This window comes from Roseibacterium elongatum DSM 19469 (genome assembly GCF_000590925.1).
GTDB classification, from domain to species: domain Bacteria; phylum Pseudomonadota; class Alphaproteobacteria; order Rhodobacterales; family Rhodobacteraceae; genus Roseibacterium; species Roseibacterium elongatum.
This window is the reverse complement of sequence record NZ_CP004372.1, coordinates 2,193,056-2,213,026: the sequence shown is the minus strand read 5'-3', so window position 1 is coordinate 2,213,026 and position 19,971 is coordinate 2,193,056. Positions and strand designations below refer to the sequence as shown.

The following is a 19,971-nucleotide window of genomic DNA, read 5'->3' as shown; positions in this document are numbered from 1 at the left end:
GGCCCTGCGGCCGCCAGCGCGGCCCGCTCAGCCGGCGGTGGCCGGCTCGCCCTTTTTCCGCTCGGCGTAGATCATCAGCGGCTGCGCATCCGACGTGACCGCCTCTTCGTTCACCACGATCTCTTCGACGCCCTCGGCACTGGGCAGTTCGAACATGGTATCCAGCAGGATATCTTCCATGATCGAGCGCAGGCCACGGGCCCCGGTCTTGCGCGCAATCGCCCGTTTGGCGATGGCCACCAATGCATCATCGGTGAATTTCAGCGCCACATCCTCAAGCTCGAACAACCGTTGGTATTGCTTGACCAAGGCGTTCTTTGGCTCGGTCAGGATCTGGACCAGCGCCTCGGCGTCGAGGTCCGTCAGCGTCGCGATCACCGGCAGGCGGCCGACGAATTCGGGGATAAGACCGAATTTCAACAGGTCCTCGGGTTCGAGCTCGGTAAATACCTCGCCGATGCCGCGGCTGTCATTGTCCTTGACGTCGGCGCCGAAGCCGATGGCCGACCCCTTTCCGCGCTGCGCGATGATCTTTTCCAGACCGGCAAAGGCACCGCCGCAGATGAACAGAATGTTCGTCGTGTCCACCTGCAGGAACTCCTGCTGCGGATGCTTGCGCCCGCCCTGAGGGGGCACGCTGGCGACCGTGCCTTCCATGATCTTCAAGAGCGCCTGCTGCACGCCCTCGCCCGACACGTCGCGGGTGATCGAGGGGTTGTCGGACTTGCGCGTGATCTTGTCGACCTCGTCGATATAGACGATGCCGCGTTGCGCCCGGTCGACATTGTACTCACTGGCCTGCAACAGTTTGAGGATGATGTTCTCGACATCCTCCCCGACATAACCGGCTTCGGTCAGGGTGGTGGCATCGGCCATGGTGAAGGGCACATCGAGGATGCGGGCCAGCGTCTGGGCCAGCAGCGTCTTGCCGCAGCCCGTGGGACCGATCAGCAGGATATTCGACTTGTTCAGCTCGATATCCGATTTGCCCGCGTGGTTGAGGCGTTTGTAGTGATTGTGCACCGCGACCGAGAGCACGCGTTTGGCGTGAGCCTGGCCGATGACGTAATCGTCCAGCACGTCGCAGATCTCCTGCGGGCTGGGAACGCCGTCCGTGGCCTTGAGGCCGCTGCTTTTGGTCTCTTCGCGGATGATGTCCATGCACAGCTCGACGCATTCGTCGCAGATGAACACCGTGGGTCCGGCGATGAGTTTGCGCACCTCGTGCTGGCTCTTGCCGCAGAACGAACAATAGAGCGTGTTTTTCGAGTCGCTGCCGGATGAACTTGCCATGTCGTCTCCCTAGACGGGTCGTCGGGGGGCGTTTGCCCCGTTTTTCCGGCGCCGGGCCGGACCTTAGAAAGACTAAAACAGCCCCGGCGCCTTCACAATCTCAAATTCCCAGGGCGCGAAACCGTGTCATTTTCGCCTCGGCCCTGGCAGGGGCGCTTACCCCTCCGCGCCCGCGCGGCTTTCCACGATCTCGTCGATCAAGCCCCATTCCTTGGCCTGCTCGGGATCCATGAAGTTGTCCCGCTCGAGCGCATCGACCACGGTCTCGAAATCCTGGCCCGTGTGCTTAACATAGATCTGGTTAAGGCGATCTTTAAGTTTCTGCGTCTCCTGGGCGTGGATCATGATATCCGTCGCCTGCCCCTGATAGCCGCCCGAGGGCTGGTGCACCATGATGCGGCTGTTTGGCAGGGAAAAGCGCATGCCTTTTTCCCCCGCCGTCAGCAGCAAGGACCCCATCGACGCCGCCTGCCCGATGACCAAGGTCGACACCTTGGGCTTGATATATTGCATCGTGTCGTAGATCGACAGCCCGCTGGTCACCACGCCGCCGGGCGAATTGATGTACATCGAGATTTCTTTCGACGGGTTTTCTGCCTCGAGATGCAGCAGCTGCGCCACGATCAGGCTGGACATGCCGTCATGCACCGGACCCGAAACGAAGATGATGCGCTCTTTCAGCAGACGCGAGAAAATGTCGTAGGCCCGCTCGCCCCGGCTGGTCTGCTCGACGACCATGGGAACGAGGGTATTCATGTAAAACTCGTGGGGATCTTTCATAACGCCTGCCTCACCTGATGCGCGTTGCTTTCGACAGAGTCTTAGGGGGGCATCGGGGGGGCTGCAAGGGCGCGCGACGTCTCATGGTCGGGCGCGGCACGCGCCCTAAATGACGCCGCCATGACAGAGCAGCAGACATTTCCCCCGACCCGTGCGGCCGCACTTGGCCGCCTGAAATCCTTTTTGCCGCAGGCCGGTCGCGATTATGCGGCCATGCGCAACCACGATTTGCCCGATCATGGCCACCCGCATGTTTCGCGTCTGTCTCCCTATATCCGCCATCGGCTGCTGACCGAAGAGGAAGTCGCCCAAGCCGTTTTGGGCCGTTTTTCATTGGCTTCGGCGGAAAAGTTCATCCGAGAGGCCTTGTGGCGCACCTACTGGAAGGGCTGGCTGGAAATGCGGCCGGCCGTCTGGTCAGACTATCGAAGCGGCCTGTCGGCGGCGCTGGATGCGATGGCGCGGGACCCGGCGCTGCATCAGCGCGTCGCCGAGGCCGAAGCCGGAGAAACCGGGATCGCGGCCTTTGACGGCTGGATGCGGGAATTGGCCGGGACCGGCTATCTTCACAATCACGCGCGCATGTGGGCCGCGTCGATCTGGATCTTTACCTTGCGCTTGCCATGGGAGATCGGAGCGGACCATTTCCTGCGTCATCTGATCGATGGGGACCCGGCCTCGAACACGCTTGGCTGGCGATGGGTCGCCGGGCTGCAGACACGGGGGAAACATTACCTGGCGCGGCCCTCGAACATTCGGAAATACACCGGCGACCGGCCGATCGACGCGGGGCTGGAGCGCCTGGTTCAGGAGGCTGCGCCCCTCTCAGGGCCACCCGCGCCCGAACGCCGGCCCGCGCCCAGGGGCAGCGACCCGCAGCCGGGGCGGCGCACGGCCGTGCTGCTGACCGAGGACGATCTGTCGCCTGGTTTCGTCCTGGAGCGCCTAAAGGGCGTGGCCGAGCCCGTGGCCCACGCCACGCTGTGTTCGGTCGAGGCCCGCTCGCCCCGCGGGGCCGCCGCCCCCGTCACCGCCTTCACGCGCGGTGCGATCGAGGATGCGCGCGCGCGATGGGCGGACAAGCTGGGCAGCCGCGGACCGGCGGACGCCACCGCCGACGAGATCACGGCCTGGGTGGCAGAGACCGGGATCGAGCAGCTTGTCACGGCTTACGCGCCGGTCGGGCCGGCCGCGTCCGCGCTGAAACAGATTGACCGGGCGATGGCGGATCTGGGCGGCACGGTCGTGCAGGTCCTGCGCCCGTGGGATGCCGCCGCCTGGCCGCATGCGACACACGGGTTCTTCCGCTTCAAGGAGCAGATACCGGGTTTGGTGTCACACCTGATGCGATAAAGACAGGGTTGCCACGGTGACGTTCGAAAAAGACAAGCCCGCTTGCGGAGAAACGCCGATTGCGACCCCACAGGCCGTCAAGCATATGGGTTTTTCAAAAGCGCCGCAGGGTCGACACGACTGTCACGCAGAGTTATCCACAGGGCTCTGTAATGGCCCGTCCTGCACAGGGCGATAACGAAACACACCGCTGGTCCTGGCCAGCACGACGCCCGTTTCGTCGCGCAGGTGACCTTCGGCGAAATAGGTCGATCTGCCCCCGCCGGTGCGTTGGCCCTCGGCGATCAGGTGCTGACCGGCCGGGCGCGCCAGGAAATTCACGGTCAGGGAAAGCGTCAGCGCCATTTGCCGAACCGCAGGGTCGCCGGTGTAACACCCCGCATAACCCATCGCGGTATCCAGCAAGGTGGCGTGGACGCCCCCATGGGGCAATCCCTGACGGTTCATCAGATGCGCGCCCAAGGGCATTTCGACCCGCGCCCAATCCTGCCGCCACCCGGTCAGATCGAACCCCAAATGCGCCTGCAGGGCATAGGCGGGCTCTTGCAGGTCAGGCCGCAAATCGGTCATCGCAAAGCCTCCTCGCCCGCGGCAGCGTAGACCGGCACCAAGGCACCGAGGTCCAGCCCGCGTTCGGGATTCGACGCGTTGCCATCGAGCGCCCGTTTCTTCACGCCCTGCAGGATCGCCCCCATGCGGAAAAAGCAGAACGCGACGTAGAATCCGAAATCCTGGATCTCGTCGAGCCCCATCCGCGCGCAATAGGCCGCCACAACGGCCGCGTCCGATGGCAGGCCTTGTGCCTCGCGGTCGACACCCGCCAGGCCGCGCCCCTGGGCCCCCGGCGGCATCTGCCATTGCATGATGAGGGCGGCGAGGTCGGCGAACGGATGGCCTAGCGTAGAGAGCTCCCAGTCGAGAACAGACACGATATCAGGGCTTTGCGCATCAAAGATCAAGTTGTCGAGGCGGTAATCGCCATGCACCAGGGTCACGCGCCCGTCATCGGCGGGGCAATCCCTGTCCAGTGCGGCCATCAACCGATCCATCGCCGGGATCGCGTCGGTTTCAGTGGCGCGATACTGTTTGCTCCACCGGTCGATCTGACGCCGGAAATAGTTGCCCTGCGGGCCGAAATCAGTCAGGCCCGTCGCCTCCAGATCGACACGATGGATCGCCGCCAGAACGCGCACCATCTCCATGATGTACCCGTCCCGCTCGGTGCGCGGGATCTCGGGCAGCCGGGGGTCATCAAAGCTGCGCCCGGCGACATGGCCCATCAGGTAGAAGGCCGAGCCGATCACGCGCTCGTCCTCGCACAGGGCGTGCATCCGCGCGACAGGCACGCCGCTGCCGGCCAGCGCGCGCTGCACGCGATATTCGCGCTCGACCGCATGGGCCGATTTCAGCAATGGCCCCGGCGGCTTGCGGCGCAACACATAGGCCGCTCCAACCGCAGGCCGCAGCAGAAAGGTGGGGTTCGACTGCCCGCCTGCGAACTTGGTCGCGGCCACAGGGGGCGGCAGGTCGGGGGCATGGGTGGCCATCCACGCCCCGATCGCCGACAGATCCAGATCGCTCATGGGGCGGCGTTGGTGTATTTGCGCAATTCGGCGCGCGCGACCTGCCTGCGGTGAACGGCGTCGGGCCCATCGGCAAAACGCAGCGTGCGCAGATCCGTCCAGATGCCAGCCAGCGGCGTGTCCTGGCTGATGCCGGTGGCGCCGAAGATCTGCATCGCCTCGTCCACCACCTTCAAGGCCATCAGGGGGGCCTGCACCTTGATCTTGGAAATCCATGGCTGCGCAGCCCGCACACCGGCATGATCCATCATCCACGCGGCCTTGAGACAGAGCAGACGGGTCATCTCGATCTCGATCCGGGCATTGGCGATGATGTCATAATTCGCGCCCAGGTCGGCCAGCGGCTTGCCGAAGGCCTCGCGCCCCAGCGCCCTTTTGCATGCCAATTCAAGGGCATACTCGGCCCGACCGATGGCGCGCATGCAATGGTGAATGCGCCCCGGCCCCAGCCGGCCCTGCGCCACCTCGAAGCCGCGCCCCTCGCCCAGAACGACCGCATCCAGCGGCACGCGCACATCGGTGAAGCGGATATGCATATGCCCGTGCGGCGCGTCGTCATGGCCGAAAACCTGCATGGGGCGCAGCACCTCGATGCCCGGTGTATCGGCGGGTACGAACAGCATGGTGTGGCGGCTGTGTTTCGGCGCGTCCGGATCGCTGCGCGTCATCACGATATAGAGCGAACATCGCGGGTCACCCGCACCGGTTGCCCAGTATTTCTCACCATTTAGGACGTAGTCTTCACCGTCTCTTTCGCATTTTAGCGAAATCTGGACGGCATCCGAGGAGGCCACGTCAGGTTCCGTCATCAGGTAGGCGGACCGTGTCCGCCCCTCCATCAGCCCCGGCAGCCAGCGATCTTTCTGGGCCTGGGTGCCGTAGCGTTCGAGCACCTCCATATTGCCGGTATCGGGCGCGTTGCAATTGAAGATCTCGGGTGCGATGGTCACCGCGCCCATCTCTTCGGCCAGATAGGCGTATTCGACCGTGCTGAGGCCATAGCCCTTGTCGCTGTCAGTCAACCAGAAGTTCCACAGCCCTCGCGCCTTGGCCTTGTCCTTGAGCGACGCCAGGATCTCCAATTGCCGCTCGGTCATCGCGAACCGGTCGCCCGACGGGTGGCGGCCCACCTCGGCGTGATATTCGGCATCCAGCGGCGCGATCTCCTCGCGGACCATCTGGCGCACCTGTTCGACCAGCGGGCGCACGCGCGCCGTCTGGCCAAGGTCCATTGCGGGTTCCATGGCCCCTCCTCCCCAAAAATCTCCCTTGTTGGGCTGACGCTAGACGGCGCATCCGGCCCTCGCAAGCTGAGAGGCTTGCACAAACAGTGCAAATGGGATGAGTTGCGCGCAAGATTTGAGGAGACAGACATGCCTGACGGACAGACGCGCCATACCGGCCCCTCGCTTGCGCCCTTCGACTGGGCCGACCCGTTTCACCTGACCAGCCAGTTGTCGGAAGAGGAACGCATGATCGCCGACAGCGCCCGCGCCTATGCGCAGGACAAGTTGCTGGCGCGCGTGACCGACGCCTACCTGAACGAGACCGTCACCCCCGAGGTGTTCGCCGAGATGGGTGAGATGGGCCTCTTGGGCGTCACCATCCCCGAGGCATACGGGGGTCTTGGCGCGGGCTACGTCACCTATGGCCTCGTCGCGCGCGAGATCGAGCGCATCGATTCCGGCTATCGCTCGATGATGTCGGTGCAATCCTCGCTGGTTATGTACCCGATCAACGCCTATGGCACCGAAGAGCAGAAACAGAAATACCTCCCCGGCCTTGCCAAGGGGGAGTTGATCGGCTGTTTCGGCCTGACCGAACCCGAGGCCGGCAGCGACCCGGCGGGGATGAAGACGACCGCCAAAAAGGTCGATGGCGGCTACGTCCTGTCCGGCGCCAAGATGTGGATCTCGAACGCACCCATCGCCGATGTCTTCGTCGTCTGGGCCAAATCCGAGGCGCATGGCGGCAAGATCCGTGGCTTTGTGCTTGAAAAGGGCATGACGGGTCTGAGCGCGCCCAAGATCGGCGGCAAGCTGTCGCTGCGGGCCAGTGTGACGGGCGAGATCGTGATGGACGCGGTCGAGGTCGGCGAAGATGCGCTTTTGCCCCATGTCGAGGGCCTCAAGGGGCCGTTCGGCTGCCTCAACCGTGCCCGCTACGGCATCGCCTGGGGCGTGATGGGCGCGGCCGAGGATTGCTGGCACCGCGCACGGCAATACGGGCTGGACCGCACGCAGTTCAACCGCCCGCTGGCGCAGACGCAGCTGTTCCAGAAAAAGCTGGCCGACATGCAGACCGAGATCGCCCTGGGCCTGCAAGCCGCGTTGCGTGCCGGTCGCATGATGGATGACGGCACCTGCGCGCCCGAGGTCATCAGCCTGATCAAGCGCAACAATTGCGGCAAGGCGTTGGAGATCGCACGCCAAGCCCGCGACATGCATGGCGGCAACGGGATCATGGCGGAATACCACGTCATGCGCCACGCCCAGAACCTCGAGACGGTGAATACCTACGAGGGCACTCATGACGTCCACGCCCTGATCCTGGGGCGCGCGCAAACCGGGTTGCAGGCGTTTTTCTGACGCTGCGCGCGCGGCGACGTCGCGTCGGACTGGCCCGGCGCGGCGCGCGTGTTAGTCTTTTCCCCAAGGCGGTGCAGGAGGGCACCAAAGGGGGAGAAGACACCATGGATCTCGACTATTCCCCGCAGGAGCGGGCTTTTCAGGCAGATCTGCGCGATTTTCTGGCCGAACACCTGCCACGCGACATCGCCGCCAAGGTGACCGCGCGCCGCGAGGTGAGCAAAGACGACATGGAACGCTGGCACGCGATCCTGAATGCACGCGGCTGGCTGGCGGGCAGCTGGCCCAAGGCGTTCGGCGGTGAGGGCTGGGGTCCGATCGAGCAGCATGTTTTCGAAGAAGAATGCTGCCTTGCCGGTGCCCCGCGCATCGTGCCTTTCGGCGTGAAAATGCTGGGTCCTGTTCTGATGCAATTCGGCACGCCCGAACAGCAGGCCGATCTGCTTCCCCGCATCCTGGATGGCACCGATTGGTGGTGCCAGGGCTATTCTGAACCCGGTGCTGGCAGCGATCTGGCCAGCCTGAAAACCCGCGCCGACCGTGATGGCGACCACTATGTGATCAACGGGCAAAAGACGTGGACGACGCTGGGCCAATACGCCAATCGCATCTTCTGTCTCGTGCGCACGAAGGTCGACGGCAAGCCGCAGGAAGGGATCAGTTTCGTCCTCGTCGATCTGGACAGCCCCGGCATCGAAATGCGGCCCATCCGCCTGATCGAGGGCGGGTACGAGGTGAACGAAGTGTTCTTCACCGATGTGCGCGTGCCGGTCGCCAACCTTGTCGGCGCGGAAAACGAGGGCTGGACGATCGCCAAGTTCCTGCTCGGCCACGAACGAACGAACATCGCCGGGGTCGGGTTTTCGGTGCAGGCCCTCGAGCAGGTCAAGTCACTGGCGCGCCAGATCACGCGCAATGGCCGGCCCCTGATCCAGAACACGCTGTTTGCTGCCCGCCTGGCTCGGATCGAGGCCGAACTGGACGCGATGAAGATCACCAACCTGCGCATGCTGGCCCGCGCGGCCCAGGGCGGACGGCTGGGCGCCGAACCCTCGATGCTCAAGATCAAGGGCACCGAGATCCGGCAGGCCATCAACGATCTCGCCCGCCGCGCGCTCGGGCCGGCGGCGGCCCCTTTCCCGTCCGAGGATCTGGACGGCAACCTGTCCATCGCCCCCGAGGGGCACGCCCATGACGCGGCCAGCTATTTCAACAACCGCAAGATCTCGATCTATGGCGGCTCGAACGAGATCCAGCGCAACATTCTGGCCAAGGGGATGATGGCGCGATGAATTTCGAGATGAGCGATGACCGCCGCATGCTGGCCGAGACGCTGCGGCGCTACCTGTCCGAGCAATACGGATGGGACCACCGGCTGCGCGTCGCCTACCAGGCCCCCTTTCACGACCCGGAGAAATGGGCCGGAATGGCTGACCTCGGCCTCTTCCATGCGCTGGTGGGCGAGGATCGGGGCGGCATGGGGGGCAGCGGATTCGACATCGCCGTGATCTTCGAGGAGATCGGCCGCGCGCTCTGCCCCGAGCCTGTCCTCGGCGCGGTCATGGCGGCACGGCTGCTGTCGGCGACGGGCACGCCGCTGACGGCGCTTCTCTCGGGCGAAACCCGCTACGCCGTGGCCATTGGCGAGTTGGACGCGCCCTATGATCTGGACGGCATCGCCTGTCGCGCAGACCGCACAGGCGACGGATGGCGTTTGACAGGGCGCAAGAGCGTCGTTTACGGCGGCGGCGTGGCCGACCGGCTGCTTGTCGCGGCGCGCGCCAACGGGCAAATCGCACTGTTCGACCTGGCGGCAGCCGAGGCCGACCTGCACCCCTATGCCATGATCGACGGCGGCCCCGCCGCGGAGGTGCTGCTGGAGGACACGCCCGCCACGCCGATCCTGCCCGCCGCCCAGGCCGCACTGTCCGACGCGCTGGACTGGGGCGCGCTGGCGCTCTCGGCCGAGGCGCTAGGGGCGATGGAGGCGACGAGCGCGGCGCTGATCGACTATCTCGGGACGCGCAAACAGTTCGGCCAGCCCATCGGCACTTTTCAGGCCCTGCAGCATCGCGCCGTCGACCTGACCATCGACATCGAACAGGCCCGCTCGATCGTCATCCTCGCGGCCAGTGCCATGGGCACCCCGGTACAGGCGAAACGGGTTGCACAGGCCAAGCACCTCGTCGGGCGCGTCGCGCGCAAGCTGGCCGAAGAGGCGATCCAGATGCATGGCGGCATCGCCATGACATGGGAGTATCCGGTCAGCCACTATGCCAAGCGGCTGGTGATGATCGACCACCAGCTTGGCGATAGCGATCATCACCTGGGCCGGCTGATCGAGACCCTGCAAACCGCCTGACCTACCCCACGCGCGCCGCGCCAGGAAACCGGCGCGGCCTTTACCCGATCTTTATCCTGAAAATATGCAAAGGCGCGCAGCGCCCCAAAGCGCGCAAAGGGGCTCGATGCCCCTTTGCGCGCTCCGCCCGGGCGACGCGCGACAGCGCGGCGCAATCCCTCAGCTCGACAGCCGCGCCACGATGCTTTGCGGCGTGACACGCCCGATCGGCCTGTCGCCCTCGGCCACGGTCAGGACCGCCTCGCCTGCTGCCAGCCGATCCATCAGGTCGCGCACGGGCGTTTCGGCGCCCACACGCGGCCCGGCGCCTGGCCCGGCCTCCATCACGTCGCGGCCGTCAGCACGCCAAGCGGGTTCATGTTGGCGACGAACTCGGCCACGTAATCGCTGGCCGGGGCCGAGAAGATCTCGCGCGGGGTGCCCACCTGCACGATGCGCCCGCCCTCCAGGATCGCGATGCGATTGCCGATCTTGAACGCCTCATCCAGATCGTGGCTGACGAAGATGATCGTGCGTTTCAGATCGCGCTGCAGGTCCAGCATCTCGTCCTGCAATTTCGTGCGGATCAGCGGATCGAGGGCCGAGAACGGCTCGTCCATCAACAGGATCGGCGCGTCCGTGGCAAAGGCGCGCGCCAGCCCCACGCGCTGCTGCATGCCGCCCGACAATTCGCCCACCTTGCGCTCGGCCCAGTCGGACAGGCCCACGAGGCTGAGTTGCCGGTCCACCGCCTCGGCCCGCGCACTGGCCGGCAGACCCGCAAGCTCCAGCCCCAGACCCACATTTTCGCGCACGCTGCGCCAGGGCAGCAATCCGAATTGCTGGAACACCATCGCCACCGTGTTCTGACGCAAACGGCGCAGCGCCGCGCCCTTGGCCTCGGTCACGTTGACCATCGTGCCCCCGGCCGCGATCTCGACCGATCCGCGCGCCACCGGGTTCAACCCGTTCACCGCCCTCAGCAGCGTGGATTTGCCCGACCCCGACAGGCCCATCAGCACCAGGATCTCGCCCTCGGCCACGTCGAGCGAGCAATCGTGCACCCCCAGCACATGGCCGGTTTCCGCCTGGATCTCGGCCCGGCTCTGGCCGGCATCGGCCATGCTCAGGGATGGCGCGGGATGGGGCCCGAACATGATGCAGACCTCGTTGAACCGGACAGCGGTCATTTCGTGCGCACCCTCAACAGACGATCCAGAATGATGGCCACCACCACGATGATGAAGCCCGACTCGAACCCAAGCCCGGTATCGACGCGGTTCAGCGCGCGCACCACCGGCACGCCCAACCCGTCTGCGCCCACCAGCGCGGCGATCACCACCATCGACAGCGACAGCATGATGGTCTGGTTCAACCCCGTCATGATCTGCGGCAGGGCAAAGGGCAATTCCACCTTCCACAGCAGCTGCCGCGGCGTCGCGCCAAAGGCCTGTCCGGCCTCGATCAGCGATTGCGGGGTCGAGGCGATACCCAGATGCGTCAGGCGGATCGGGGCGGGCAGCACGAAGATCACCGTGGCGATCAGGCCCGGCACCATGCCGATGCCGAAAAAGACGATGGCCGGAATGAGGTAGACGAAGGTGGGCAGCGTCTGCATCAGGTCGAGCACGGGCCGCATGGCCGCATAAAGACGCGGGCGATGGGCGGCGGCGATGCCGATGGGCACGCCCAGCCCCATGCAGACCACGCAGGCTGAAACGACCAGCGTCAGGCTTTCGGTCGTCTCCTCCCAATAGCCCTGGTTCACGATGAACAGGAACCCGGCGGCCACCAGCGCCGGCACCTTCCAGCTGCGGTGCAGCCACCAGGCCAGCCCCGTCAGCAGCGCGATGATCAGGATCGCGTGCGCCTCGGGGGCGTAAAGATAAACCTCTTCGCCACGGCCGACATCGCGGATCCAGCCGGTATTCGGCGGTTCCTGCAACAGGGTCAGGATCGCCTCGATCAGCACCTCCAGCATGTCCGATATCCAGTCGAACACCGAGGCCCCGTTGGCCTGCAGCCAATCGAACCCGGCCTCGGCCGCGTCGCCGATCCGGATCTTGCACTCGGTCAGATACCCCAACGGGCCCAGACCGGCGGTGTCCTCGGGCGTTTCACATTCCGTCAGCCAGCTCAGCATCGGACGGTATCCTTTTGTCTTGAGGCGACTCGGGCGCCGGGCGCAGGCTGGGCACGCTCCCTGCCAAAGGTAAGACCATGACCGATCTGACGCTTTACACCCACCCGATGTCGCGCGGTCGCATCGCCCGCTGGATGATGGAAGAGGCCGGACTGCCCTACACGGTCAAGGTCGTGCAATATGGCGACGAGATGAAATCGCCCGCCTATCGCGCGATCAACGCGATGGGCAAGGTGCCCACGCTGGTCGACCGCGGCATGGTCGTGACCGAGGCGGCGGCGATCTGCGCCCATATGGCCGATCTTGCGCCGCAGGCCGGGCTGGCCCCGCCGCCCGGCACGCCCGAACGCGGGGCCTACTACCGGTGGCTGTTCTTCGGCGCCGGCGCCGTCGATCCGGCGGTCAGCGTCGCGTCGCTGGAGGTTTCGACCGACGATCCGCAGGTTTACCGGCGCGTCGGCTGGGGCAGCCTGACGGCGGTGGCGGCCACACTCGAGCATCTGCTGGAAGACGGTCGTACACATATCCTTGGCGAAGCCTTCTCGGCGGTTGATGTCTATCTCGGTAGCCAGATCGCCTGGGGGCTGCAATTCGGAACCCTGCCCGAGCGCCCCGGTTTTGCCGAGTATGTCGCCCGCATCCTGGACCGCCCGGCCGCGAAACGTGCGGCCGAGCTGGACGACGCCTTGATGGAAGAGGTCGGCATGGGCGGGTCCGCGTAAGGCCCCCGCCCTGACCGTCCCTGGGATCAGAGCCCGAGCGCCTCACCCACGGCTGCTTCGGCATCGCCGCCGTCGATGGTGGTCACGCCATCCAGCCACCCCATGACGAGGTCGGGATTTGCGCTCATCCAGGCGCTGGCGGCATCGACGGGATCCTCGCCATCGTTCAGGATCGCGCCCATGATCTCGTTTTCCATGGCCAGCGTGAATTGCAGGTTGTTCAGGAAGGCGCCAAGGTTCGGGCATTCGTCGACCAGGCCCGCGCGGGTGTTGGTAAAGACGGTCGCACCACCCAGATCCGGTCCGAACCAGTCGTCGCCGCCGGTCAGATAGGTCATCTCGAAATTGGCGTTCATCGGGTGCGGTTCCCACCCGAGAAAGACGATCGGCTCGTCCCGGTCGGTCGCGCGGGCAACTTGCGCCAGCATCCCCTGTTCGCTGCTTTCGACCACCTCGAAGTCGGCATCGCCCAGACCAAAGGCGTTGTCCGCGATCATGTCCATGATCAGGCGGTTGCCGTCATTGCCGGGTTCGATGCCATAGATCTCGGCGTCCAGCTCTTCGACCGCGGCGGCGATATCGGCGAAATCGGCGATCCCCAGCGCCGCGCCGGCGGCATTGGTGGCCAGCGTGTATTTCGCGCCCTCAAGGTTGGCGCGCACGGTGTCGACGGTGCCGGCCTCGCGGTAGGGGGCGATGTCGGCCTCCATCGTGGGCATCCAGTTGCCAAGGAAAATGTCCACATCGCCTTCGGCCAGCGAGGTGTAGGTCACCGGCACCGACAGGACGAGGGTTTCGGTCTCGTAACCCAGCGCCTCGAGCACCACGGTGGTGGCCGCCGTGGTGGCGGTGATATCGGTCCAGCCGACATCCGAGAAGGTGACGCTGTCGCAATCGGCCATGGCGGGGGCCGCGGCCAACGCGGCAATGGCGGTGGCGGTGGTCAGGCGGATCATTCGGAACACTCCCTTGTGTTGTTTTTCATGTCGTCTCTCCGGCGCGGAGTTGACCACCCAGCTGTCATTGGTGCAAGCGGCACGTCCGGATTTTTATTGATTGATGAGTCAATCAAAACGTCTTAGATCGAGGATTGCAAGCAGATGGTGGTCCGAATGCCCAAACTCGGAATGGAAGCGATCCGTCGCGGCGAACTGGTCGAGGCGGCGATTCATGAAATCGGTGCGCGCGGCTCGCTCAACGTGACCGTGGGCCAGATTGCCAGGCGCGCGGGTGTCTCGCCGGCGCTGGCCTTTCACTACTTCAAGGGCAAGGACCAGAGTTTCTGGCCGCCATGCGCGCGATCCTGACGGTCTACGGGGCCGAGATCCGCGGCGCGCTGGTGGCCGCCAAACGCCCCGAGGACCGGCTCGAGGCGCTGATCCGCGCCAGTTTCGGACCTTCGAACTTTCGCCACGAGGTCGTTGCGGCCTGGCTGAATTTCTACGTGCTGGCCCTGACCGACGCGGGGGCGCGGCGGCTGTTGACCGTGTATCAGCGGCGGCTGCGCTCGAACCTGATCCATGAGTTGCGCCCACGCGTCGGCCCGCGCGCGCCCGAGGTGGCCGACCGGATCGCGGGGCTGATCGACGGCCTGTATCTGCACGCAGCACTCGATACCGGCAACACCGATGGGCACGCGGCGGCAGATCAGGTGTTGGCGGCGCTGGCCAGTGACCTGAAAGAAAGGGACAAGCGATGAAGGGCATGCAACCCAAGGCCAGCCATTTCATCAACGGCGCCTATGTCGAGGATGAGGGCGGCGCCGAGATCGCCCTGACCTACCCGGCGACCGGCGAAACCCTGGGCCGCGTTTATGCCGCACGGCCCGACATGGTGGCCGAGGCCGTACGCGCCGCCGAGGCCGCCCTGCCCGGCTGGTCGGCCATGACCGGGGCTGAGCGTGGGCGCATCCTGACCCGTGCGGCCCAGATCATCCGCGAACGCAACCGGGACCTCAGCGCGTTGGAAACGCTCGATACCGGCAAACCCCTGTCGGAAACGCTGGTGGCCGATGCCGCCAGCGGCGCGGATTGCCTGGAGTATTTCGGCGGCATGGCGGCAACGATCACGGGCGAGACCGTGCAGCTGGGTGCCGATTTCGCCTACACGATTCGCGAACCTCTGGGGGTTTGTGCCGGGATCGGGGCATGGAACTACCCGATCCAGATCGCCTGCTGGAAGGCCGCCCCGGCGCTGGCCTGTGGCAACACGATGGTGTTCAAACCCTCGGAGGAAACGCCGCTGACGGCACTGAAACTGGCGGAAATCCTGCTCGAAGCGGGCGCACCGCCGGGCGTGTTCAACGTGGTGCAGGGCGCAGGCGAGACGGGCGCAGCACTGGTCGATGACCCGCGTGTGGCCAAGGTCTCGCTCACCGGGTCGGTGCCCACGGGCCGCAAGGTCTACGAGGCCGCCGCGCGCGATTTGAAGCATGTGACAATGGAACTGGGCGGCAAGTCGCCCCTGATCATCTTCGACGATGCGGAGATCGAGGATGCAGTGTCCGCCGCGATCAACGCCAATTTCTACTCGACCGGGCAGATCTGTTCCAACGGCACGCGGGTCTTCGTGCAGTCGGGCCTCAAGGACGCGTTTCTGACGCGGCTGGCCGAACGGACCGAGGCCGCCGTGATCGGCGACCCGATGGACGAGGCCACGCATCTTGGCCCCATGATCAGCGAGGCGCAGCGCGCCATCGTGTTGTCCTACATCGCCAAGGGGCTGGACGACGGCGCGCGTCTGGTCACGGGCGGGGCGGCCATCGACGGCCCCGGCTATTTCATCCAGCCCACGGTCTTCGCAGATGTCACCGATGACATGGCCATCGCGCGCGAGGAAATCTTTGGCCCGGTCATGTCGGTGCTCGATTTCGACACCGAAGACGAGGTGACGCGCCGCGCCAATGACACGGAATTCGGGCTGGCAGCGGGCGTCTTCACCCGCGACCTTGCCCGCGCGCACCGCATGGTCCGCGCCCTTCAGGCCGGCACCTGCTGGATCAACCAGTACAACCTCACGCCCATCGAGATGCCGTTCGGCGGGGTCAAGGCCAGCGGCATCGGACGCGAAAACGCCCGCGCCGCGATCGAGGCCTATAGCCAGCCGAAATCCGTCTATGTGGGCCTGAGCGCGGTGGAGGCGCCGTTCTGATGCAAGCCGATTACATTGTCGTGGGCGCAGGCTCTGCCGGGTGCGCCATCGCCTATCGCCTGGCCGAGGCGGGCAAACAGGTCATCGTTCTGGAACATGGCGGCACCGATGCGGGGCCCTTCATCAAGATGCCCGCGGCCCTGTCCTACCCGATGAACATGGCCCGCTATGATTGGGGCTACCAGACCGAGCCCGAGCCGCATATGGCCGGCCGCCGCATGGCCTGCCCGCGCGGCAAGGTGATCGGCGGGTCGTCCTCGATCAACGGGATGATCTATGTGCGTGGGCACGCCCGCGACTATGACGCCTGGGCCGAGATGGGCGCGCAGGGATGGTCCTATGCCGATGTGCTGCCCTATTTCCGGCGCATGGAAAACTGGCACGGCGACGATGGCTGCGGCACCTGGCGCGGCGACGACGGCCCCTTGCACATCACGCGCGGGCGGCGCGACAACCCGCTGTTCGAGGCCTTCATCGAGGCCGGATCGCAAGCGGGCTATGGCCGGACCGAGGATTATAACGGCCACCGGCAAGAGGGGTTCGGCGCCTTCGAAATGACGATCTGGAAGGGGCAACGCTGGTCCGCCGCGGATGCCTATCTGAAACCGGCCCTGAAACGCGAGAATTGCACCCTTGTCAGGGGTTTGGTCGAACGAATCCATATCGAGGACGGCCGCGCGACGGGGGTCTGGATCAGGCGGGGCGGGGCCGAGGCCCAGTTGATCCGCGCGAATGCCGAGGTCGTGCTGACAGCCGGCGCAATCAACTCGCCCAAGCTGTTGATGCTGTCGGGCATCGGGCCGGCGCACCATCTGGTGGAGCATGGCGTGCCGGTGGTGGCCGACCGCGCGGGCGTGGGCCAGAACCTGCAGGATCATCTGGAACTCTACATCCAGTATGCCGCAAGGCAGCCCGTGTCCCTCGCCCCGTATTGGAGCCTTTGGGGCAAGGCGCTGGTGGGCACGCAATGGGTGCTCACGCGCTCCGGCCTTGGCGCGTCGAACCAGTTCGAGGCCTGCGGCTTCATCCGCTCGCGCGCCGGGGTCGAGTATCCCGATATCCAGTTCCATTTCCTGCCTATTGCCGTGCGCTATGACGGCTCGGTCAGTGCGGCGGGCCACGGATTTCAGGCCCATGTCGGGCCGATGCGCTCGAAAAGCCGCGGGCGCGTGGCGCTGACGTCGTCTGACCCGGCGGCCGTACCGTCGATCCTGTTCAATTACATGAGCCACGAGGACGATTGGCGCGATTTCCGCAAGGCGATCCGGCTGACGCGCGAGATCTTCCAGCAACCGGCCATGCAGGCCTTTGCGGGCGACGAATTGCTGCCCGGCGCGGATGTGGCCAGCGACGAGGCCCTTGACGACGTGATCCGCGATCATGCCGAAAGCGCCTATCACCCCTGCGGCACCTGCCGGATGGGGCGGCGCGACGACCCAGACGCGGTGGTCGACCCGGAAAATCGCGTGATCGGGGTCGAGGGGCTGCGGCTGGCCGACAGCTCGATCTTTCCGCAGGTCACCAATGGCAACACCAACGCGCCGTCGATCATGGTGGGCGAAAAGGCCGCCGACCATATCCTTGGCCGCGATCCCCTGCCCCGCGACAATCGCGGCCCGTGGATCGCCCCGGATTGGGAACATGCGCAACGCCAGGCCCCATTGCCGACCGCCGCGCAATAGGCCCTCAACCTGCCCCGATCCGCAGCACGCGACCAAAGGGCGGATCGTCCAGCGGCGCGGATCCGGGCACGGCCCAGAGCACCGGAAACCCCGGCATCGGGCCAAAGGGCGCATCGAGATCGGTCAGCATCACGGAGATCGACGGCTGAAGCCGCGCGGCCTGTGCGAGAACCGGGGCGAAATCCGTGCCGCCGCCGGTGCGCAGCGGCAGGTGATGCAGGTCGCGCCACGATCCGACGTCCAGGCGGTGGGCCTCGAATACCTCTTCGTCGAAGGCCAGCAGGTGCGCCTCGGCCCCGCTGCGGCGGGTGATCCCCTCGGCCTCGGACAGGAATAGCGACAGAGTCAGCGGGTCGATGGAACTGGACGTGTCCAACCCGATCACGACACGCGGGCGGGTGTCGAGCCGCGCCATGCCCGGCTGATACGCCGGGTCGGGCGTATGCGCGGCCTGCGCCTGCGCGGTCATGGCGATCCAGCGCGCGGCGGGGCGGCGATGGCTGAGATGTGGGCGATGGATCAGGGCGCGGGACAGGAGGCCGCGCAACTGCATCTCCCACGAGACGGCGGGCGGCGACATATCGGCCAGCACCGCCCCCAGCCGCCCGATGCCGGTGCCGGCCTTGCGCCCTGCCTCCATCGCGCGCAGCAACTGGTTGCGCCAATCGGCGGTTTTCTGGCGCTCTCCCTCGGGGTCGGGTTCGCCCAGCTCGACATCCTGGGCAAAGCCGCGTGTCACGCCAAGTTCCCGCGCATTTTCAGCGCGTTTCGGGTCGCTGTGCAGGTACATGGCCAGCCGGTCGGCATCCCAATCGGCCAAGGCGGCAATGGGCGAACGGGCCGGCTCCCCGATCTCTTCCAGCAGATCGGTCAGGGTCACGGCGGGGCGTGGCAGGGCATGACCGGCCAGCAGCAGGGTTTCGTTGATGATCCCGTCGGCGGCGAGACCAAAGAGCGATCCGTCGAACCGCGCGCCAAGTCGTTCGGCCAGCGCCGCCTGCCGGTCGGAATGGCGCAGCGCGACGTGCAGAATATGGTGCGCGGCCAGACCGACCGCCTGTGCCAGCGGCAGGCTGTCGAACCCGGGACCGTAGAGGATGGTGTCGCCCTGTGTGCGCGTCGCGCCCGAGGCGTCCCTGTGTCGGCACCACAGCGACAGAACCGCCAGCGCGGGATCGACCTCGCCCAGGTGGGCGAGGGCTGTGGCCGCGCGGGTGGCATGGGCGGTCATGGCAGGCCCGCCGCTTCGCGCGCGCGGGCATACTCGGCATAGGCCTCCGAGGTCGCGAACGCCTCGTGCCAGTCGTGTTCCATCGCCTTGGAGATCAGCAACTCGAACCCGAAACTGGCCAGTTCCGACAAGGGCAGCGCGCGCTGCGCCGGGTCGCCCAGCCCACGCATATCGGCCAGGATCTCGATGGCGGCGGGCATGTTTTGCGCGTTCGCCGCGCCGATCAATCCGTAAATCAGGGCTGTCAGCCCGTGCAGCGTTTGAGGATAAAGCTCCGCCCGCTTGGCGCGCGGGGTCTCCAACATCTCGGCCACATGGACCGAGGCTTCGATCTCGTCGGCGATTAGGGCGAACTCGGCCGCCGCCGCCTCGCCCACGGTGCCCGCAACCATGACCTGCCGGGTCTGCCGGTCGGGCACCGCCTGCATGATCCGGCTGACGCGCGCCCAACTGCGGGGGGTGCAGGCGATGGTCTGACCGCGCCGCAACGCATCCTCGGTCGTCTCGAACAGGTCGGGACGGGCGCGCAGAAAGGCCGCGACAGCGGGGTGGATGCCCGCCGCGGCGGCATAGGTCTTGAGCCAATCCTCGGCGTCGGCCTGCACGATCATGTGGATCAGCCGGTCCGACAGGGCGGTGCCCATGTCATAGGCGATGGCCCCGTCCTCGACCATGTTGCCGGCAGCGACGATGAAGACGCTGTCGGGCAGACGATGGCGCCCGACCCGACGCTCCTGCAGCAAGCCGTACACGGTGGGCTGCAATGTCGGCGCGGCGGCGGTCAACTCGTCGAGGAACAGGATCGCCGGACGCGCGGGATCATCGGGCAGATCCTCGGGGCGGTACCAGACGGTGCGCCCGGCCGCATGATCGTAAAAGGGCAGGCCCCGCAGGTCCTGGGGTTCGATCGTGGTCAGGCGCAGGTCATGCAGATCGGCGCCGACCTGTCGCGCCAGGGTTTGAACGATCTCGGTCTTACCGACGCCGGGGCGGCCATGCAGCATCCAGCTGCTGGTCAGATCGCCCCTTGCTTGCACAGCCCAGGCCGCCCCCAACACGCGCAACGCCTCGCCCGCCGACACCGCGTTTGCATTCACTGTCATGC

At 65.9% G+C, this 19,971-nt stretch carries 16 protein-coding genes and 2 pseudogenes; 8 read left to right on the top strand and 10 right to left on the bottom strand.

Annotated elements, in window-relative coordinates; translation table 11 throughout:
* Positions 1-27 precede the first annotated feature (27 nt).
* Together clpX and ROSELON_RS10730 are read right to left on the bottom strand one after the other, a co-directional pair.
* Positions 28-1,293, bottom strand: a complete 1,266-nt coding sequence (gene clpX, locus ROSELON_RS10735; RefSeq protein ID WP_025312400.1) for an ATP-dependent Clp protease ATP-binding subunit ClpX — start codon at positions 1,291-1,293, stop codon at positions 28-30.
* A gap of 156 nt (positions 1,294-1,449) precedes the next feature.
* Positions 1,450-2,073 carry an ATP-dependent Clp protease proteolytic subunit gene (locus ROSELON_RS10730; RefSeq protein ID WP_025312399.1) on the bottom strand — a complete coding sequence of 208 codons (624 nt, stop codon included), beginning with the start codon at positions 2,071-2,073 and terminating at the stop codon, positions 1,450-1,452.
* Positions 2,074-2,193: 120 nt separating this feature from the next.
* On the opposite strand from ROSELON_RS10730, the gene ROSELON_RS10725 reads away from it, so the two are divergent.
* Positions 2,194-3,426 (top strand): FAD-binding domain-containing protein, encoded by a 1,233-nt coding sequence (locus tag ROSELON_RS10725; protein WP_025312398.1) that lies wholly within the window; start codon positions 2,194-2,196, stop codon positions 3,424-3,426.
* 123 nt (positions 3,427-3,549) lie between these two features.
* On the opposite strand, the gene ROSELON_RS10720 is transcribed toward ROSELON_RS10725, so the two are convergent.
* Genes ROSELON_RS10720 through ROSELON_RS10710 form a run of 3 tightly spaced genes read right to left on the bottom strand, consistent with a single transcriptional unit; the run spans position 3,550 to position 6,241 of the window.
* On the bottom strand, positions 3,550-3,996 hold the full coding sequence (locus tag ROSELON_RS10720; RefSeq protein ID WP_025312397.1) for a PaaI family thioesterase: 447 nt from the start codon (positions 3,994-3,996) through the stop codon (positions 3,550-3,552).
* A complete protein-coding gene (locus tag ROSELON_RS10715; protein ID WP_025312396.1) occupies positions 3,993-5,009 on the bottom strand; it encodes a phosphotransferase family protein in 1,017 nt (338 codons plus the stop codon). The genes ROSELON_RS10720 and ROSELON_RS10715 overlap by 4 nt, the downstream gene beginning before the upstream one ends.
* Entirely contained in the window at positions 5,006-6,241 is a 1,236-nt protein-coding gene (locus tag ROSELON_RS10710; protein WP_025312395.1) for an acyl-CoA dehydrogenase family protein, read from the bottom strand. Before ROSELON_RS10710 ends, ROSELON_RS10715 begins: the two co-directional genes overlap by 4 nt.
* A 141-nt stretch (positions 6,242-6,382) precedes the next feature.
* Between ROSELON_RS10710 and ROSELON_RS10705 the strand changes: the two genes are divergently transcribed.
* The 3 genes from ROSELON_RS10705 (at position 6,383) to ROSELON_RS10695 (ending at position 9,959) form a co-directional block, all read left to right on the top strand.
* A complete protein-coding gene (locus ROSELON_RS10705; RefSeq protein ID WP_025312394.1) occupies positions 6,383-7,597 on the top strand; it encodes an acyl-CoA dehydrogenase in 1,215 nt (404 codons plus the stop codon).
* A gap of 104 nt (positions 7,598-7,701) precedes the next feature.
* On the top strand, positions 7,702-8,889 hold the full coding sequence (locus ROSELON_RS10700; RefSeq protein WP_025312393.1) for an acyl-CoA dehydrogenase family protein: 1,188 nt from the start codon (positions 7,702-7,704) through the stop codon (positions 8,887-8,889).
* Positions 8,890-8,897: 8 nt separating this feature from the next.
* Positions 8,898-9,959 carry an acyl-CoA dehydrogenase family protein gene (locus ROSELON_RS10695; protein WP_245605327.1) on the top strand — a complete coding sequence of 354 codons (1,062 nt, stop codon included), beginning with the start codon at positions 8,898-8,900 and terminating at the stop codon, positions 9,957-9,959.
* Positions 9,960-10,118: 159 nt separating this feature from the next.
* Here ROSELON_RS10695 and choV read toward each other — a convergent pair.
* Both choV and choW read right to left on the bottom strand, forming a co-directional pair.
* Positions 10,119-11,128 (bottom strand): annotated as a pseudogene (choV, locus tag ROSELON_RS10690) (choline ABC transporter ATP-binding protein).
* Complete coding sequence (choW, locus tag ROSELON_RS10685; protein WP_198020749.1) at positions 11,125-12,081, bottom strand: choline ABC transporter permease subunit; 957 nt, start codon at positions 12,079-12,081, stop codon at positions 11,125-11,127. The pseudogene choV and the gene choW overlap by 4 nt, the downstream one beginning before the upstream one ends.
* Before the next feature lie 77 nt (positions 12,082-12,158).
* Here choW and ROSELON_RS10680 point away from each other — a divergent pair, with 77 nt between their 5' ends.
* Positions 12,159-12,803 (top strand): glutathione S-transferase family protein, encoded by a 645-nt coding sequence (locus tag ROSELON_RS10680; RefSeq protein WP_025312390.1) that lies wholly within the window; start codon positions 12,159-12,161, stop codon positions 12,801-12,803.
* A 26-nt stretch (positions 12,804-12,829) separates the two neighbouring features.
* Here the strand turns inward: ROSELON_RS10680 and choX are convergent, their stop codons facing one another.
* On the bottom strand, positions 12,830-13,759 hold the full coding sequence (choX, locus tag ROSELON_RS10675) for a choline ABC transporter substrate-binding protein (RefSeq protein ID WP_025312389.1): 930 nt from the start codon (positions 13,757-13,759) through the stop codon (positions 12,830-12,832).
* A 156-nt stretch (positions 13,760-13,915) separates the two neighbouring features.
* Between choX and betI the strand changes: the two are divergent.
* The 3 genes and pseudogenes from betI (at position 13,916) to betA (ending at position 17,635) form a co-directional block, all read left to right on the top strand.
* A pseudogene (gene betI / locus ROSELON_RS10670) lies at positions 13,916-14,502 on the top strand (transcriptional regulator BetI).
* 5 nt (positions 14,503-14,507) lie between these two features.
* Entirely contained in the window at positions 14,508-15,953 is a 1,446-nt protein-coding gene (gene betB, locus ROSELON_RS10665) for a betaine-aldehyde dehydrogenase (RefSeq protein ID WP_407059683.1), read from the top strand.
* Entirely contained in the window at positions 15,953-17,635 is a 1,683-nt protein-coding gene (betA, locus tag ROSELON_RS10660; protein WP_025312387.1) for a choline dehydrogenase, read from the top strand. The genes betB and betA overlap by 1 nt, the downstream gene beginning before the upstream one ends.
* Before the next feature lie 4 nt (positions 17,636-17,639).
* Here betA and ROSELON_RS10655 read toward each other — a convergent pair whose 3' ends face one another.
* Both ROSELON_RS10655 and ROSELON_RS10650 read right to left on the bottom strand, forming a co-directional pair.
* Complete coding sequence (locus ROSELON_RS10655) at positions 17,640-18,866, bottom strand: vWA domain-containing protein (protein ID WP_025312386.1); 1,227 nt, start codon at positions 18,864-18,866, stop codon at positions 17,640-17,642.
* Positions 18,863-19,969, bottom strand: a complete 1,107-nt coding sequence (locus tag ROSELON_RS10650; RefSeq protein ID WP_025312385.1) for an AAA family ATPase — start codon at positions 19,967-19,969, stop codon at positions 18,863-18,865. The genes ROSELON_RS10655 and ROSELON_RS10650 overlap by 4 nt, the downstream gene beginning before the upstream one ends.
* Between the last annotated feature and the right edge of the window lie 2 nt (positions 19,970-19,971).

Excerpts from the sequence above, each read along its gene's own strand:
- ROSELON_RS10715 (WP_025312396.1), bottom strand. The coding sequence starts at position 5,009 with ATGAGCGATCTGGATCTGTCGGCGATCGGGGCGTGGATGGCCACCCAT.
- betA (WP_025312387.1), top strand. The coding sequence starts at position 15,953 with ATGCAAGCCGATTACATTGTCGTGGGCGCAGGCTCTGCCGGGTGCGCC.
- clpX (WP_025312400.1), bottom strand. The coding sequence starts at position 1,293 with ATGGCAAGTTCATCCGGCAGCGACTCGAAAAACACGCTCTATTGTTCG.
- ROSELON_RS10700 (WP_025312393.1), top strand. The coding sequence starts at position 7,702 with ATGGATCTCGACTATTCCCCGCAGGAGCGGGCTTTTCAGGCAGATCTG.
- ROSELON_RS10705 (WP_025312394.1), top strand. The coding sequence starts at position 6,383 with ATGCCTGACGGACAGACGCGCCATACCGGCCCCTCGCTTGCGCCCTTC.
- ROSELON_RS10695 (WP_245605327.1), top strand. The coding sequence starts at position 8,898 with ATGAGCGATGACCGCCGCATGCTGGCCGAGACGCTGCGGCGCTACCTG.
- ROSELON_RS10730 (WP_025312399.1), bottom strand. The coding sequence starts at position 2,073 with ATGAAAGATCCCCACGAGTTTTACATGAATACCCTCGTTCCCATGGTC.
- ROSELON_RS10720 (WP_025312397.1), bottom strand. The coding sequence starts at position 3,996 with ATGACCGATTTGCGGCCTGACCTGCAAGAGCCCGCCTATGCCCTGCAG.
- ROSELON_RS10725 (WP_025312398.1), top strand. The coding sequence starts at position 2,194 with ATGACAGAGCAGCAGACATTTCCCCCGACCCGTGCGGCCGCACTTGGC.
- ROSELON_RS10680 (WP_025312390.1), top strand. The coding sequence starts at position 12,159 with ATGACCGATCTGACGCTTTACACCCACCCGATGTCGCGCGGTCGCATC.
- ROSELON_RS10655 (WP_025312386.1), bottom strand. The coding sequence starts at position 18,866 with ATGACCGCCCATGCCACCCGCGCGGCCACAGCCCTCGCCCACCTGGGC.
- choW (WP_198020749.1), bottom strand. The coding sequence starts at position 12,081 with ATGCTGAGCTGGCTGACGGAATGTGAAACGCCCGAGGACACCGCCGGT.
- ROSELON_RS10710 (WP_025312395.1), bottom strand. The coding sequence starts at position 6,241 with ATGGACCTTGGCCAGACGGCGCGCGTGCGCCCGCTGGTCGAACAGGTG.
- betB (WP_407059683.1), top strand. The coding sequence starts at position 14,508 with ATGCAACCCAAGGCCAGCCATTTCATCAACGGCGCCTATGTCGAGGAT.
- ROSELON_RS10650 (WP_025312385.1), bottom strand. The coding sequence starts at position 19,969 with ATGACAGTGAATGCAAACGCGGTGTCGGCGGGCGAGGCGTTGCGCGTG.
- choX (WP_025312389.1), bottom strand. The coding sequence starts at position 13,759 with ATGATCCGCCTGACCACCGCCACCGCCATTGCCGCGTTGGCCGCGGCC.